This is a genomic window from Nocardia sp. CA-128927 (genome assembly GCF_050955855.1).
Taxonomy (GTDB): Bacteria; Actinomycetota; Actinomycetes; order Mycobacteriales; family Mycobacteriaceae; genus Nocardia.
Genome location: NZ_CP192087.1, coordinates 10,107,357 through 10,122,100, shown reverse-complemented (window position 1 = coordinate 10,122,100; position 14,744 = coordinate 10,107,357). Strand labels below are relative to the sequence as shown.

General features: G+C 66.6%; 11 protein-coding genes. 4 read left to right on the top strand and 7 right to left on the bottom strand.

The features are described from left to right. The first annotated feature begins 299 nt into the window (after positions 1-299). The 3 genes from ACQPW1_RS46950 to ACQPW1_RS46940 all read left to right on the top strand — a co-directional run bounded on the left by ACQPW1_RS46950 (position 300) and on the right by ACQPW1_RS46940 (position 3,010). Positions 300-506: a calcium-binding protein gene (locus ACQPW1_RS46950; RefSeq protein ID WP_433660363.1), complete on the top strand. Its 207-nt coding sequence runs from the start codon at positions 300-302 to the stop codon at positions 504-506. Positions 507-632: 126 nt separating this feature from the next. Continuing rightward, positions 633-1,862, top strand: a complete 1,230-nt coding sequence (locus ACQPW1_RS46945; protein WP_433660361.1) for an acyl-CoA dehydrogenase family protein — start codon at positions 633-635, stop codon at positions 1,860-1,862. Further along, positions 1,862-3,010 (top strand): acyl-CoA dehydrogenase family protein, encoded by a 1,149-nt coding sequence (locus ACQPW1_RS46940; RefSeq protein WP_433660360.1) that lies wholly within the window; start codon positions 1,862-1,864, stop codon positions 3,008-3,010. The genes ACQPW1_RS46945 and ACQPW1_RS46940 overlap by 1 nt, the downstream gene beginning before the upstream one ends. Positions 3,011-3,063: 53 nt before the next feature. Here ACQPW1_RS46940 and ACQPW1_RS46935 read toward each other — a convergent pair whose 3' ends face one another. The 3 genes from ACQPW1_RS46935 to ACQPW1_RS46925 form a co-directional block, all read right to left on the bottom strand. Further along, complete coding sequence (locus tag ACQPW1_RS46935) at positions 3,064-3,822, bottom strand: lytic polysaccharide monooxygenase (protein ID WP_433660358.1); 759 nt, start codon at positions 3,820-3,822, stop codon at positions 3,064-3,066. Between the two features lie 272 nt (positions 3,823-4,094). Next, on the bottom strand, positions 4,095-5,003 hold the full coding sequence (locus tag ACQPW1_RS46930; protein ID WP_433660356.1) for a glycosyltransferase: 909 nt from the start codon (positions 5,001-5,003) through the stop codon (positions 4,095-4,097). A gap of 189 nt (positions 5,004-5,192) precedes the next feature. Beyond that, positions 5,193-8,429: a heterodisulfide reductase-related iron-sulfur binding cluster gene (locus ACQPW1_RS46925; protein WP_433660354.1), complete on the bottom strand. Its 3,237-nt coding sequence runs from the start codon at positions 8,427-8,429 to the stop codon at positions 5,193-5,195. A 454-nt stretch (positions 8,430-8,883) separates the two neighbouring features. On the opposite strand from ACQPW1_RS46925, the gene ACQPW1_RS46920 reads away from it, so the two are divergent. Next, positions 8,884-9,594: a hypothetical protein gene (locus ACQPW1_RS46920; protein WP_433660353.1), complete on the top strand. Its 711-nt coding sequence runs from the start codon at positions 8,884-8,886 to the stop codon at positions 9,592-9,594. Between the two features lie 55 nt (positions 9,595-9,649). On the opposite strand, the gene ACQPW1_RS46915 is transcribed toward ACQPW1_RS46920, so the two are convergent. The 4 genes from ACQPW1_RS46915 to ACQPW1_RS46900 all read right to left on the bottom strand — a co-directional run bounded on the left by ACQPW1_RS46915 (position 9,650) and on the right by ACQPW1_RS46900 (position 14,735). Then, positions 9,650-10,537: an NRDE family protein gene (locus tag ACQPW1_RS46915; protein ID WP_433660351.1), complete on the bottom strand. Its 888-nt coding sequence runs from the start codon at positions 10,535-10,537 to the stop codon at positions 9,650-9,652. A 140-nt stretch (positions 10,538-10,677) separates the two neighbouring features. Continuing rightward, positions 10,678-11,943: a S1 family peptidase gene (locus tag ACQPW1_RS46910; protein WP_433660349.1), complete on the bottom strand. Its 1,266-nt coding sequence runs from the start codon at positions 11,941-11,943 to the stop codon at positions 10,678-10,680. A gap of 172 nt (positions 11,944-12,115) precedes the next feature. Next, positions 12,116-13,474, bottom strand: coding sequence for a S1 family peptidase (locus tag ACQPW1_RS46905; RefSeq protein ID WP_433660348.1), 1,359 nt, complete (start codon positions 13,472-13,474; stop codon positions 12,116-12,118). Positions 13,475-13,640: 166 nt separating this feature from the next. Next, the gene (locus ACQPW1_RS46900; RefSeq protein ID WP_433660346.1) at positions 13,641-14,735 is read right to left on the bottom strand and encodes a hypothetical protein; all 1,095 of its coding nucleotides are present in this window, start codon (positions 14,733-14,735) and stop codon (positions 13,641-13,643) included. Positions 14,736-14,744: the final 9 nt, after the last annotated feature.

Genomic DNA, 14,744 nt, shown 5'->3' with positions numbered 1-14,744 from the left:
GGCTGCCGCAAAAGCGCTTGGTCACGCGGAGCAGGCGGGCATCGGCGCAGGGGTTGGCGATCGCGGGGATATGCGGATTGGTCGTGGTTGCTGCTAGTGGCTGTGCGGCGGATAGCGACAAAGGTAAGTCCGTAATCGCCTCCGCGACTACATCGACAACCACGGCTGTTGCACCGGTGATACCCCCTGTTGTTGCGTCGCCTGCCGTCGTTGTCCCGGAAACCTCGGTCCGGCGGGAGGTTCCGTCGCCTGTGCGACCCGCGCCTGCTGCTCAGGCGCTGATGCCCAACGTGGTGTGTATGAACCTGCAGGCGGCGCAGGACAAGATCCAGGAGGGCGGGGTCTGGTATTCGAGGTCGACCGATGCGACCGGGAAGGGGCGGATGCAGGTGCTCGATGCGAATTGGATCGTTGTCGCGCAGACGCCCGCGCCCGGGGTGTTGATCGGCGAGGGGGACGCTGTGCTGTCCGTGGTCAAGATCGGTGAGCGCAGCACCTGTCGTTGACGCCATCCAGCAAGTGCTGGCAGCTGACATCAGTTTTGGTAGGGTGCGGGGGACAGGGCTTTGGTCTGTCTCGCTTCGGTCGGCTGTCGGGAGCGATGCAATGGTGCGGACCCTCTGGGAGGGCAGATGGATTACGACTGGTCAGCGTTGGAATTGGCGTTTCGGGACGAGGTGCGGGAGTTTCTCGAGGCGAAGCTGACGCCGGAGTTGCGGCGGGCGGGGCGGCTGGCGACGAGTGTGTATCCGGACCACGAGGCGAGCATGGCGTGGCAGCGGATCCTGCACGAGCGGGGGTGGGCGGCACCGGCCTGGCCGGTGGAGTTCGGCGGGTGCGAGTGGAGTTTGACGCAGCACTACATCTTCAATCGGGAGTCGACGTTGGCGGGGGCGCCCGCGTTGTCGCCGATGGGGATCAAGATGGTGGCGCACGCGATCATCGCGTACGGGACGCCGGAGCAGAAGGCGTTCTATCTGCCGGGGATTCTGACCGGGGAAGTCTTCTTCTGCCAAGGGTATTCGGAGCCGGAGGCGGGATCCGACCTGGCCTCGCTGACGATGGCCGCCGTCGAGGACGGCGACGACCTCGTGTGCACCGGCAGCAAGATCTGGACAACCCATGCGACCGAGGCGAATTGGATCTTCTGCCTGGTGCGTACCTCGCGGGCGGGGAAGAAGCAGCAGGGCATCACGTTCCTGCTGATCGATATGAGCACACCGGGCATCGAGATCCGGCCGTTGGTGATGACCTCGGGCGAGCAGGTGCAGAACCAGGTCTTCTTCGACAACGTCCGGGTGCCGAAGCGCAACGTACTCGGGCAGATCGATGACGGGTGGACCGTCGCCAAGTACCTGCTGGTGCACGAACGTGGCGGCGCGATGGCGCCGTACCTGCAGGCGATGGCGCAGGAGATCGCCGTCGAGGCGGCCCAACAGCCCGGGCCGGACGGCAATTCGCTGATCGATGATCCGGCGTTCGCGGCGAAGCTCGCCGAAGCGCGGATTCGCACCGAGGTGCTGGAAATCCTGGAGTACCGCACGATTTCGGCGATGTCGCGGGGCCACAATCCCGGACCGGCTTCCTCGATGCTGAAGATTCTGGCGACCGAGCTGAGCCAGAAATTGACCGAACTGGCCTTGACTGCCGCCGGTCCACGCGGGCGCGTGTATCAGCCGCATGCCACCAAACCGGGTGGGCCGATCGCGGAATTCACCCCGCCCACCGACGATTACCGCAGTGGTGCGGACTGGCAAGCCGTCGCGCCGTTGCGCTACTTCAACGACCGAGCCGGCTCGATCTACGCGGGCAGCAACGAGATTCAGCGAAACATCCTCGCCAAAGCAGCATTGGGGCTCTGATGGACTTCACCCTTACCGACGAGCAGGAACTGCTCCGCACCGCGGTCGCCGGATTCCTCGGCGCCCGATACGAATTGGCGAAGAGCCGCACCGCGGCGAAGGTCGGCGCCGGTTGGCAGCCCGCGGTGTGGCGCGGATTCGCCGACGAACTCGGCATCCTGGGCGCGACGCTGCCCGAGCGGGTCGACGGGATGGGCGGCGGCCCGATCGAATTGATGGTGATCGCCGAGGAACTGGGGCGGGCACTCGTGGTCGAGCCGTTCGTGGATACGGTCGTCGTCGGCGCCGGGTTGTTGAACCGATCCGGTGGTGAGCGGGCCGATGCACTGTTGCGGCAGATCGTGTCCGGCGACGTGCGCACCGCTTTCGCCGCGCTGGAACCGACTTCGGGCCAGACACTGCACGACGTGTCGACTACCGCACGGCGCGAAGGTGATTCGTGGCTTATCGACGGCACGAAGACCGTCGTGACCAGCGCGCCGCTGGCGACCCACCTGCTGATCACCGCCCGCACCTCCGGCAGCCGCCGCGACGAACACGGTATCTCGTTGTTCTGCACCGAATTCGACGCGGACAACCCACCCACCGGCGTCGAGGTGCACTCGTACCGCACCATCGATGACCGCGTCGCCGCCGACATCGTCTTCACCGACTTCCGGCTACCCGCCGACGCATTGCTCGGCGTCGACGGAACCGCCTGGGTCGCCATCGAACCCACCGTGGACGAGGCGATCGCGGCCATCGCCGCCGAAGCGGTCGGCTGCATGCGCAAGGTCCTCGCCGACACCCTCGAATACGTCAAGCAGCGCAAGCAATTCGGGCAGCCCATCGGCAGTTTCCAGGTCCTGCAACACCGCATGGTCGACATGTACATGGAACTCGAACAAGCGATAGCCGCCGTCTACCTGGCGATCTACTCCCTCGGGGCCGACACCCCGACGCGCGCCCGCGCGGTCTCCGCCGCCAAGGTAACCATCACCCGCGCCGCCCGCTTCATCGGCCAGAACGCCGTCCAACTGCACGGCGCCATGGGCATGACCGAGGAACTGGCCATCGGCCACTACTTCAAACGCCTGACCGCCATCGACCAGGAATTCGGCTCCACCGACCACCACCTAGCCCGCTACGCAGCCCTCACGCGGCCCTAGGCAGGCAACGTCCCGGGCCTCGACGTGGGGTCGAGGCCCGGGACGGGGGTGGCTCAGATCTTTTGCCATAGGGCTGGGGTGTTGGGAGGTTCCCAGCCGGGGTTTGCGGTGTGGGCCTGGCGGCAGAGGTAGCGGAGGCCGTCGTAGGTGACCTCGTTGCCGGCCGCGTAGCTGGTGCCTGCGGTCCATGGCTTGGAGCCGGAGGGGGTGGTGGTGGGTGGCGTCGTGGTTGTCGGCGGCACCGTTGTCGTGGTGGTGGGTGGGGCGGTGGTCGTGGTCGTGGTGGGGGGAGTTCCGCCGATGTTGAGATCCACGCAGGCGTAGAAGGCGTTGGAAGTGTCGGCGATGTTCCAGATGGCCAGGAGTTTCTGGCGGCCGCTGAAGTTACCGAAATTCACGGTGTGCGTGACGGTTTGGCCGGGCTGCTGGTTATTGCCCGGAACCACGCCGACCCGCGTGCTGCCGATGTAGTACTCCCAATTGGAAGTGCTGTGCCGCGCGGTGTTGGTCCAGGTGAAGGCCGCCGAATTGCCGACGGTGGTCACTTTCCACGGCTTGCTGTCATCGTTGAGTTCGGCGAATTGGGAAAGATTGCCGTTGCAGTTGCGCAGACCTTTCGGCCCTTCGACGCTTTGTGGCTCGTACTTGATCGGGCCGCAGGACACGGTGCCTGCCGCGCATTGGGCCTGCCTGCTCGGCGGCGAAGAAATGTAACCGTGCGCATTGGCCAGACCGGCCGGGAACAGCACCGCCAGGAGAGGTGCGATCCCTACTGCTGCCCCGAGTACCGTCAGCTTTCGTTTGTTGATCATTGCGCTCCTAATAGCCTGAGCAGCAGGGGCCGGCATACTGATCAGTAATCAAACGTCATGGCAGAGAGAACATTTCGAGCTCTTAATGTGCCAAAGACGATAAGTCGCCGACCGGAACGCGGGCAAGCGACCGCGGTATCGGTGTCGGCAAACGCGGCGCGCTTTGTGACGGATCATAGTCGGGATCGGCAGTGCCGTAAGGGAACTGGTGAATGCCGCGCGAAGCGGAAAGGCACTCCCCAGTGCCTCCCCACTCGGCCGTTGCGATTTCGCTAAACGTAGAAAGTGCGGTGCCGCACACTGGCGCGGATCCGCCCGACAAGAACACCGGCGTGCAGCACCCACAGTCCCGTGGGAATCCGGGTGCGCGTCAACGGAATAACCGGATTGTGCCGCAACACGATCAATATCGACAGCCAGGTCATCGCGAGCGGCAATCGCCGACAGCCGAGGGCGCGGTGTTTGACGTAGACCTCGGTAGAGGTGCGCCCATATCCGACCGCCTGCCGCCACGTCGCCCGCAGCGTCGTGCGCAATCGGTAGGCGACCATCGCCTCGGGCGCGTGCCCTAGGGTCAGCCCGGCCTGCTGGATGCGCCAGGAGATGTCGACGTCGTCACCACCGCCGAGCATGGTCTCGTCGTAGCCGCCGAGCTTGTCGAAGGTGCTGCGCCACATGCCCACGTTGTTGCCGTGCGCGAACGGCAGATACTGGGTGGTGAACCGCTCCTCCGGTGCGGGCGTCGGCCGCCAAGCGGCCACCTCCGGGCTGTTGAGCGTTTCCGTTTCGATCGGCCCGCCGACCGCGTCGTAGTCGGCGGCGGCGCGGACCAGCGCGCTCAACCAGCCGGGATGGACGCGATCGTCCTGGTCGGTGTAGGCGATGAAGTCACCGGCCGCGGCGGCGGTGCCCGCGTTGCGGGCGTACGGGCCGCCCGGTCGCGCGGAGCTGTCCAAGTGGCGCAACCGGAGTCGCTCGGTCAGCGGATGCCCGTCGAGGTACGCGCGAAGTCCGTCGGTCGAACCGTTGTCGCTGATGATCACCTCGAACGGCCCCGAGTAGTCCTGCTCGGCCAGGCCCGCGAGTTGTTCGCCCAGATCCGGCAGGCCGTTGAACACCGGAATCACCACCGACACCAACGTCGGTCTGTTGGCTTCCGTACCGTCATCGGACGTCGACATACGCCCCCCTCACTTCCTAGGTTTGTGGTGGAACTCGATCCCCCGAGATCAGCTCGAGCAGAAGCGTATTAGGACAGCGGATCTTTGCAAAGTGGGTGCTTGATCAGTTAATTGAGGCGTCGGACACAGATCGACCCGGGTCCGTCGTGCGGACCCGGGTCGATCTGGATGACTATGTAGTTGTGTGGATCAGTTCTTGCGGCCGGGAGCCTTGGCGCCGGACTTGAAACCGAGGCCGCCCGGCTTGGCGGCCGGGGGAGTGGCTTCGGCGGCACCCTTGCCGTTGCTGGGCTGATCCGGCTCCGGGGTCGGTTCCGGCGCGGTGGATTCCGCGGCGGGTTCCTCGGTCGGCGCGGGGTCGGCCGGAGTCGAGGTGCCGGGTGCCTTCGCGCCGGGACGCTTGAAGCCGGACTTCATGGCCAAGCCCTTGGCGGGAACGGTCGGCTTGGTTTCGGTGGCTTCCGAAACCGGTTCGGCGGCTGCTTGTTCTGACGCGGAAGTGGCCTCGGCGGGTGCTGCCGGAGCTTTCGCACCCGGTGCCTTGGCGCCAGGAGCCTTGGCCGCACCCTTCATGCCAAGACCCTTGACGGGCTTGGGTGCCGGTGCTTCTGCCGCAGGCGCGGACTCTGCCGCGGGCGCGGACTCTGCCGCGGGTGCGGACTCTGCCGCGGGTGCGGACTCTGCCGCGGGTGCGGATTCAGCGGCCGGGGCCGGAGTCGCCTTTGCTCCGGGCGCCTTGGCAGCACCCTTCATGCCGAGTCCACCAGGCTTCTTGCCCGGGCCCTTCATGGCCAGACCCTTGACCGGTGCAGCCGGTGCCTCGGGCGCCGACTCGGCTTCAGCCGCAGGAGACTCCGCTGCCTTGGCTCCAGGTGCTTTGGCGGCGCCCTTCATGCCGAGCCCGCCCGGCTTCTTGGCCGGGCCCTTCATGGCCAGGCCCTTGACCGGTGCGGCCGGTGCCTCGGCAGTGGATTCGGCTTCGGCCGCAGGGGACTCCGCCGACTTGGCGCCTGGTGCCTTCGCCGGACCCTTCATACCGAGCCCGCCGGGCTTCTTACCCGGACTCTTCATCGCAAGCCCGCCACCGGACGGTGTCGCCTTCGCAGCCGCCGGTGCCTCGACCTCAGGCTCCGGCTCCGGCTCGACAACCTCTTCGACCACAGGCGTTTTCGGCTCCTGGATAACAACCAGGTTCTCGCTGAGCTTCGAAGCGTCCACCCGATCGATGGCATCGAGCATCAGCTGCGCGACGTCGACGACCTCGACCCCTTCGCCCTCACCCTTCTCCTGGCGCGCGGTCACACCGTCGTTGAGCATGACGCGGCAGAACGGGCAGCCCGTCGCGATCTTGCCGGGCGTCGAGCCCGGGTTCGCCGCGAGCGTGTTCAGACCTTCGTCGACCCGGTCGACGTTGATCCGCTTACCGAGCTGCTCCTCCATCCACATGCGCGCACCACCGGCACCACAGCACATGGAACGTTCACCGTGGCGCGGCATTTCGATCAGCGTCGAGCCGGAGGCTTCCATCAGCTCACGCGGCGCGTTGTAGACCTTGTTGTGCCGACCCAGGTAGCAAGGATCGTGGTAGGTGACGTTCTGCGACACCGTGGCCACCGGGATCAGCTGCTTCTGCCGCACCAGACGATTGAGCAGCTGCGTGTGGTGCACCACCTCGTAGTTGCCACCCACCTGCGGGTACTCGTTGTTGAGCGCGTTGAAGCAGTGCGCACAGGTGACGACGATCTTCTTTTTCTTGTCCTCGACACCCTCGAACACTGAGTTCAGCGTCTCGATGTTCTGCGCGGCGAGCTGCTGGAACAGGAACTCGTTACCCGCGCGCCGGGCCGAGTCACCGGTGCAGGTCTCGTCCTGGCCGAGCACCATGAACTTCACGCCCGCGGTGGCGAGCAGCTCGGCGACCGCCTTGGTGGTCTTCTTCGCACGGTCCTCGTAGGCACCGGCGCAACCCACCCAGAACAGGTAGTCGTAGCCGTCGAAGCTGTCGGCGTCCTGCCCGAACACCGGGACGGTGAACTCGACCTCGTTGATCCAGTTGAGCCGGTCCTTGGAGTTCTGACCCCACGGGTTGCCCTTGTTCTCCAGGTTCTTGAACAGACCCGCGAGCTCGGAGGGGAACTCCGATTCGATGAGCACCTGGTAGCGGCGCATATCGATGATGTGATCGACGTGCTCGATATCGACCGGGCACTGCTCGACACACGCACCACAGGTGGTGCACGACCACAGCACCTCGGGATCGATGATGCCGCTGACATCGGCGCCGCCGACCAGCGGACGTTCCGCCTCGGCCTTCGCCGCGTCCGAGATCTTGGCCAGTGCGGCCTCGTCCGGCTTGCCCTCGGCGTCTACCAGTCCGATCTCGTCGCCGCCCATGTCCTTGCGGCCACCGGCCAGCAGATACGGCGCCTTGGCGTTGCCGTGGTCACGCAGCGACATGATCAACAGCTTGGGCGACAACGGCTTTCCGGTGTTCCACGCCGGGCACTGCGACTGGCACCGGCCACACTCGGTGCAGGTGGTGAAGTCCAGCCAGCCCTTCCAGGAGAAGTCCTCGATCCGCCCGGCGCCGAAGGTGTCGTTGTCCGGGTCGGCGGTCTCCATATCGACCGGCTGTCCCTTGGACATCATCGGCTTGGCCGCACCGAGCGCGACGCCGCCGTCGTCCTCACGCTTGAAGTAGATATTGAAGAACGCCGAGAACCGGTGCCACGCCACACCCCAGGTGATGTTGCGGCCGACCAGGTAGAGGAAGGCCATGCCGGACATCAGCTTCACGAAGGCGAACAGCGCGACCATGGTGGTGCTCGCGGGCAGCAGCTTGGCCACCTGCATGGTGAAGAAGTCGGTGTACGGGTCGGAGTGCCCGTAGGCGGCGATCTTGCCCGCCTTCACGAAGATCATGCCGAGACCCTCGATCAGCACGATCAGCTCGATCACGTACGCGGGACCGAACTTCGAACCGCTGAACCGGGAGAGCCGCTCGGGCAGCCGCGGGTGGTTCAACTGGCGGATGATGATCAGCGTGCCGATGCCGACCACGGTGCCGATGCCGAGGATCTCGTCCCACAGGTGGTAGATCGGCCAGTTGCCGACGATCGGCCAGTGGAAGGACGGGTCGAAGGTCTGGCCATAGGCCTCGAACCACAGGATGGCGCCGCCCATGAAGCCGATCATCACCAGCCAGTGCGCCCAGCCGACGGTCCGGAACTTGGCCATCCGCGTGTGCGCGAGGAACTCGATGACCATCTGCTTGAAACGCGGGAAGAACGGTCGCCAGCGATCCGGTGCGGGCTGCCCGACCATGATGGCGCGGACGATGCTGCGGACGCCGCCGAAGAACGACGCCCAACACAGGAGGCTGAGCGTCGCCCCAATCGTGCCCAGCGTCACTGTCAGGGCATTCATGTCGCGACCTTTCTCTAGAGGCAACACGAGCGGGGGCGGTTCGGGACCGCCCGATTGGCTCGTATCCTAACCGGCAGTAAGTTACCCACCGGTAACTTATGCTATCCGTCGTACTATTTACAGCTGGGCTATGCCCCCTCTTGCTGGGGCTTGACTCAAATTAAGCCTGTGATGAACATCACACCCGGTTTGCCAATCCAAGAGCGTGTTCAGGTGATCACCACCGTAAACGTCGAGGCATCCGGCCTATTCGGTAAGGACAGGCTTAGTCTTCAAGTCGCGTAATGCTTCTCGCTTATGGCTCGCCGGTGGATTACGCTCACGACGTTCTGTCTGCTGTGCCTGTCTTCACACTGCTCGGGGAGGATCCGGGGCGACCGCCCGGATTTGATGAAGAGCGCTCTCGCGTGCGGGGATCGGCGGGCAGGCGACCTGATGATGGATTGGAAACTGAATGAACCTCCGCAGAACCACCGCGGGTGCCGCGTTGGTCATCGGCGCGATGACCATCGGTCTCGGGACCGCGCATGCCGAGCCTGTCGCCGCCCCGGCCGACCCCGGCATCAACTACTCCGTCAAGCTGGTCGACAAGACGGTTGTCGCGTCGCTCAAGGGGGGAACCTTCTCGGTCACCGAGAAGGACGGAGCGACCGCTGAAGATCCGAAGATCTCCATCGCCAACGTGCGGGACGGCGCGGGCAACACCCTCGTTTCGTTCCCGCTCGACGTGGACGTCGACGGCAAGCTCGTCCCGGTGAAGACCGAGGTCAAGAAGGACGGCGCGGTTCTCGAGGTCACCCCGCAGAAGCCTGCGGATCTGGTCATCACCGATAAGCCGGTCGTCGCCAAGCCGTCCGTCGCGCAGGACATCGCGTCGCCGATGGAAAACCAGCGGGCGCAGAACGAATTCGCGAGCAACTTCGGCATCGCGACCGCGATCGGTGGCTTCGTCGGTACGGCCATCGGTGCGACCATCGGTTGCATCATCACCATTCCGGCGTTCTGCCTCCCCGGCCTGGTGGCCGGCGCGGGCATCGGTGGCATCCTCGGCACCATCGCGGTCGGTGGCCCGGCCCTGATCGCCGCGGGCCTCGAGCTGATGAACACCTTCCAGGCGCCGGACGGCACCACCAAGTGGGCCGACAAGCCGCTCCCTGCGAAGTAAGAACCACTCTGACAACTGGCCCGCTCTCCTCGGAGAGACGGGCCAGTCGTCGTTTTCAGGCAGGCAGATCCAGGGTGCCGCTGAACGACACCTCGCCCTTGCGCCGCCCGAACCGCCCGAAGGTCCGCTCCGCCATGTCGAACGAGCCGTCCTCGCGCACCAGCAGCACCGTGCTGGCCCGCGTGCCGTGCTCGACGTCCGCGATGAACCGGGACGACACCCGCCGCTCCATCGGGCGCGGGACGCCGGTGTCCGGCAACTCCGCGTCCGGCGCCTCGGCGCGATCGGCCAGCACCTCGAAGTAGCGGTCCACGGCGCCGGGATCGGATTCCACCACCGACCGCAGCTCGGTCACACCGCTGCGTACCTTGGGCCAGATGGGCTGTGGGGCGGTTGAATCCGTGTTTCCCGGGTTCAGCCCTGCCGAGCTGACGAACTTGCCGTTGGAGAGGCCGTGGAAGCCAGGAGTGAGCTCGCGGGGCGGCGCGGCGCTGCGGTTGGAGTGCCACCACAGCGATTCCAGGTCGGACACCACCAGGTTGTAGCCGTTGTAGTCGTCCGGCGCGGCCGCGATATCGAGCACGTACTTCTCCGGGCCGGGGAAGTCGGCGCCGGGATGCCGCGCCGAGGCGCCGCGCAGGAAGTCCATCAGCAGCGCGCCGCGGGAACGGGCGTCGTCGCGTTCGGCCTTCGGGTCGCGCACGTTGGTCACCGTCGCGAATCGGTTGTGGCCCTTGTCCTCTCGGCGCAGCCCGAGCCAGGTGCCAGGCGGATCACCCGCGGCCTTGTTCTTGGCTCCCTGATCCCGCCCGGCCAGTAGGCCGGGCACCTCCGGCCACCACCGCATGGACTCGGTCGGCCGGGCGTAGAACTCGTCTCGGTTGGCCGCGACGATCAACCGATACTCCGGATGAGCCCGCCAACCGATCAGCACTAGACACATGCAGTCCAGAATGCCGGAACATTGCCGGACGCAGCACCGCATTGGCAACGTGACGGGTCGTGCAAGGCCAGTGGAAAACGTCCCGGAGACAGCGAAAAGGCCGACAGCGCAACGCTGCCGGCCTCCTCGACGGTCTGGAACTAGTTGCCGAGGTTGATCTTCAGCCCCGTGTTGTCCGAAAGCACCACGTTCACCGGCTGCGCGAACAGCTGCGGCGCGTTGCCGGTCAGTGCGCCGATCAGGTTGGGGATCTCGCAGATCGGGTAGTCGGCCACCGACGAGGCGCTGGAGATGCCCAGGGCCTGCGTGCCGGTCACGATCGGGCCGCCGCTGTCGCCGGGTAGCGCGCAGATGTTGGCCGAGAAGGCCTGGGTGAGCTCACGCTCGCCGACCTGCACGGTCTGGTCGACCGCGTTGACCACGCCGCAGCTGTAACCGGTTCGCGAACCGGACTTGCAGACCGGCGCGCCGACGACCGGGACGCCGACGCCGGTGACGTGCACCGACGGGGCACCGGGCACCCGAACCTCGTTGCTGGCGAAGCGATTCCGCGCCTGGTCGGCGATCCGGACGATCGAGTAGTCCTGCGCGCCGAGCACCGACTTCTCGAACCGGCCGAGCTCGTTGCCGAGCCGGTCGCCGTTCAGCTCGTGCACCCGCGCCGCGTTGTCGCTGCCCGCGGACGGGATGTCCGGGTTGCAGTGACCGGCGGTGATGTTCACGATGTTGCCCTTGGCGTCGGTGCCGTTGAAGCCGAGCGAGCAGCGCAGCGAGAGGCGTCCGGCGACCGAGGCGTAGCCGTCGCCGCCCGCGAGCACGCCGTTCGCGGCGCCGGCGATCTCGGTCGCCTGCAGCGTGGCCTGCTCACCGGCGACCGGCGGTGCCATCACGATGACCCGGGCCGGGTCGACGAAGTTCGGCATCGGCAGGCCCGGCTTGTCGACGCGCACCGCGATGCTGTTGTTGACCGTGTCGATCACCACGCCACGAACGAGCGCCGACACCGCCTCGGGCTGGCCGTCGAGCCAACGCTGGAACGCGGTCTTCTCACCGCGCAGCGTCGACTCGCTCTTGGCGACGTTGCGGACCTCGAAACCCGCTGACTCAGCGGCCTTTCGGGCCTCGTCGGCGCCGGGACCCTGGGCCAGCGCGATAACTCCCTTGCCGCCGTCGTCGAGCCACGAACCGGCGAAGACCGACGGGAACTGCCGCTGCGCGGTGGTCGCGAACCCGGCGACCTGCTGGGCCACGTCCGCGCGGTGCAGGTACTCCTCCGGGGAGATCTTCAGATCACGGGCGACCGCGGCAGCCAGTTCCGCGGGCAGACTCGGGGCCGGATCCGGTTGTGCTGTCGCTACTGCTGCCGTAGGCCCGAACAGCAGTATCGCCGCCGAAGCGGCGATCACTGATTTTCGGACCCGGGTCTGTCGCGCAGCTGATCGGAGATGACCTATACGTGGCAGGAGCATGCCCAGACTATATGGGCTTCAGCGCGGTATGCCTACTTATAACGACGCTCTGGTTCGTTTGGTAGTCACTTTTTTCCGGCATGCCGATTGTCACCGCGCCCGGCGCCCCTTAACCGGCGTTAGGCCGGGTTCGCACCGCGATGCCGCTGCCGACTCCGCCACCCGACGACGCGTCGATATCGGCCAGGATCGGCCGGATCGGGATGCCCAGGCTGGCGGTGCCGCCGTACTGCGCCAACGCGATATTCGCCTCGTTGCAGTCCGGTGCCTCCGCGGCATTGGAACCGCTGGTGATGCCGAGCGCGAGGGTGCCGGTGACGATCGCGCCGCCGCTGTCGCCGCCGAGCGTGCAGGCCGAGCTGGCGAAGCCGCGCACGGTCTTGCTCTCGCCCTCCGCGGTGTACAGCTGGGTCTCGACCCGATCGGCCACCACGAAGCCACACGTGAAGGTGGACGACTGCCCCGACTTGCACACCGGCGCACCGGTGATCGGGTCGGCGGTGCCGGTGATGGCGATCGTGGTGCCGTTGGCGCCGCGCACCGTCGGCTGATCCATGCCCGAGCGCACCGCGCGGTCGTTCAGCTTGATCACCGAGTAGTCCAGCGCGCTCTGGCCGCCCAGCTTCGCCTGGATGAAGGAGCCGAGCTCCGGGCTGTTCGGGATGTCCTTGACGTTGGGGAAGTAGACGGTGGCGTCCTGGTTGCCCTTGTCGACGTTCGGATCGCAGTGGCCCGCGCTGATATTCAGCGCGTTGCCCGCCGCGTCGACGCTGTTGAAGCCGAACGAGCAGACGTCGACGCCCTTGAGCGAGGAGTCGTGCAGCGAAACCGGGGCGCTGATGTAGGTGTCGCCGCCCATCGGCCGCCGCTCGACGCCGCCGCCGCTACCGGGCGAGAGGATGACCTTGATGTTGGCGATCAGGGTCGGCAGGTTCAGTACGTGGCCCGCCGGGGTGTTGGCCACGCTGAGCACCAGCTGGCTGTTGAGGAAGTCGATGGCGACGGAGTTGATCGCGCCGGAGATCTCGCGTGGCAGGCTGGTGATCCACTGATTCAGTTGCATCAGCGAGCCCTCCAGGCCGTCCGCGGAGACCGGGGCGAGCCGGGTCTGGTACCCGTCGGCCGCGGCGATCTTGGCGGCGTCGAGCGAGGTGACCGCGACGACCGGCTTGCCGTCGTTACCGATCCAGGCGCCCGCGAAGGACTCCGGGCGTTCCGAGCGGAAATCGCGGGCGTAGTCGCGCAGTTGCTGGGCGCGGGCCGCACGGTCCAGGTACTCCGTCGGGGTCATCTTCAGATCGCGCGCGATCGCCTGCACCAGTTCCTGCGGCAGGGTATCGGCATTCAGCTGGGTGGGTGTCGCCGGTGCCGCCGCGGCGGTGGTCGTGCAGAGCAAGGGTGCGAGGAAAACGGTCGAAGCGAGGGCAACAGCTTTGACCGTGGCGCGGCGCGCCACCAACTTGCGCATGAAATCCCTTCGTTGGCACGCATGTGCCAGCTCAATCCGCGGCAACGGGCCTGGAATCCGTTGGCTCACAGTCGTCCTCCAGCAACAGACCGGGCGCCTGCAATTCATCCGACAACACCGGTCAGCGCATCACTTTAAGGCACAAACCGGGGAAGGTCTCTACTAATCACCGACTGCCCGGTATCTGCAGGCCAGGGATCGTCGGAATCTGCGGCAGCGGGTTGTACGGCGTCGTGGGCCGGGGGCGGGTGGACGGGCTCGGCGTTGTCGTCGGCGGCTCGGTGGTCGGCGGCGGCGGGGGCGTCGTTTCCGGCGGCGGCGGTGGTGGCGTGGTGGTGGTGACCGGTGCCTCGGTGGTCGTCGGCGTCAGCGGAACGGTCGGGAAGTTGATCGGCGGTGCCGGGGGCGGCGTCGGGCTCACCGAGACCTGATCGGATTTGGCGTCGCGCATCGGCGGCACCGGGGTGCTCCCGTCGTCGCGGAAGAACACGGCCATCGCGAAGCCGCCGAGTACCAGTCCGATCAGCGCCGCGGCGCCGATCAGCAGCGGGAGCTGTTTACGGTCCTTCGCCGGTCCGGCTTTCCGCACGGGTTCTTCCGGTACCGCGGTTTGTTCGGTCGGTACCGGCTCGGCCATCGGGATGGCCGCCGAGTACGCCTGCGGCGTCGGTTCGGACGCGGGCACGGCCGGGATGATGACGGTGTCCACCGTCGAGTTCTCGGCGTGGCTCGGATCCGGCGGGGTGCTGCCCGCCGGGGTGGAGAGCACCGCAGCCAGTGCCGCGCGGGCGGCGTCGTAGGCGAACGTGCTGCCCGGTGCGCCCGTCTCCACGCTCGGCAGGTCGGCCTCGCTCACCAACAGCACCGACCGCAGCCCCAGGTAGTCCAGCGCGTCGCGCAGGGCCTGCACGTATTCGCGCGGCCAGTCACCGGGGTGGGTCGCGTAGAACTCGGCCGGACCGTTGAGGTGGTCGGCGGTGAGGTTGATCAGGCAGAACAGCGCGGTCGCGACCAGGTCCTCGGCCCGGTAGGCCTCGCCGTCGTCGACGGAGATGCCCGCGGGATCGCCGACGGCGAGCGCGAAGCCGGTGATCGCATGGGCATTCTCGTCCGGCGGTGGTCCGCCGAGCGTGGCGTCACCGTCGTCGGACATGTACAGCAACGACTCGCGGACGATGAACAACGGTTCTTCGTCGCCGTCGGTGACGATCGCCGCCGTGCACTCGTCCTCGGCGATGCGTAGGCCCACCCCTGTGGCCATCCTGAGTAC

What these genes read in the sequence shown, in the direction of transcription:
- ACQPW1_RS46900 (WP_433660346.1), bottom strand. Translation starts at nt 14,735, where the DNA reads ATGGCCACAGGGGTGGGCCTACGCATCGCCGAGGACGAGTGCACGGCG.
- ACQPW1_RS46935 (WP_433660358.1), bottom strand. Translation starts at nt 3,822, where the DNA reads ATGATCAACAAACGAAAGCTGACGGTACTCGGGGCAGCAGTAGGGATC.
- ACQPW1_RS46950 (WP_433660363.1), top strand. Translation starts at nt 300, where the DNA reads ATGAACCTGCAGGCGGCGCAGGACAAGATCCAGGAGGGCGGGGTCTGG.
- ACQPW1_RS46945 (WP_433660361.1), top strand. Translation starts at nt 633, where the DNA reads ATGGATTACGACTGGTCAGCGTTGGAATTGGCGTTTCGGGACGAGGTG.
- ACQPW1_RS46930 (WP_433660356.1), bottom strand. Translation starts at nt 5,003, where the DNA reads ATGTCGACGTCCGATGACGGTACGGAAGCCAACAGACCGACGTTGGTG.
- ACQPW1_RS46905 (WP_433660348.1), bottom strand. Translation starts at nt 13,474, where the DNA reads ATGCGCAAGTTGGTGGCGCGCCGCGCCACGGTCAAAGCTGTTGCCCTC.
- ACQPW1_RS46915 (WP_433660351.1), bottom strand. Translation starts at nt 10,537, where the DNA reads ATGTGTCTAGTGCTGATCGGTTGGCGGGCTCATCCGGAGTATCGGTTG.
- ACQPW1_RS46920 (WP_433660353.1), top strand. Translation starts at nt 8,884, where the DNA reads ATGAACCTCCGCAGAACCACCGCGGGTGCCGCGTTGGTCATCGGCGCG.
- ACQPW1_RS46940 (WP_433660360.1), top strand. Translation starts at nt 1,862, where the DNA reads ATGGACTTCACCCTTACCGACGAGCAGGAACTGCTCCGCACCGCGGTC.
- ACQPW1_RS46925 (WP_433660354.1), bottom strand. Translation starts at nt 8,429, where the DNA reads ATGAATGCCCTGACAGTGACGCTGGGCACGATTGGGGCGACGCTCAGC.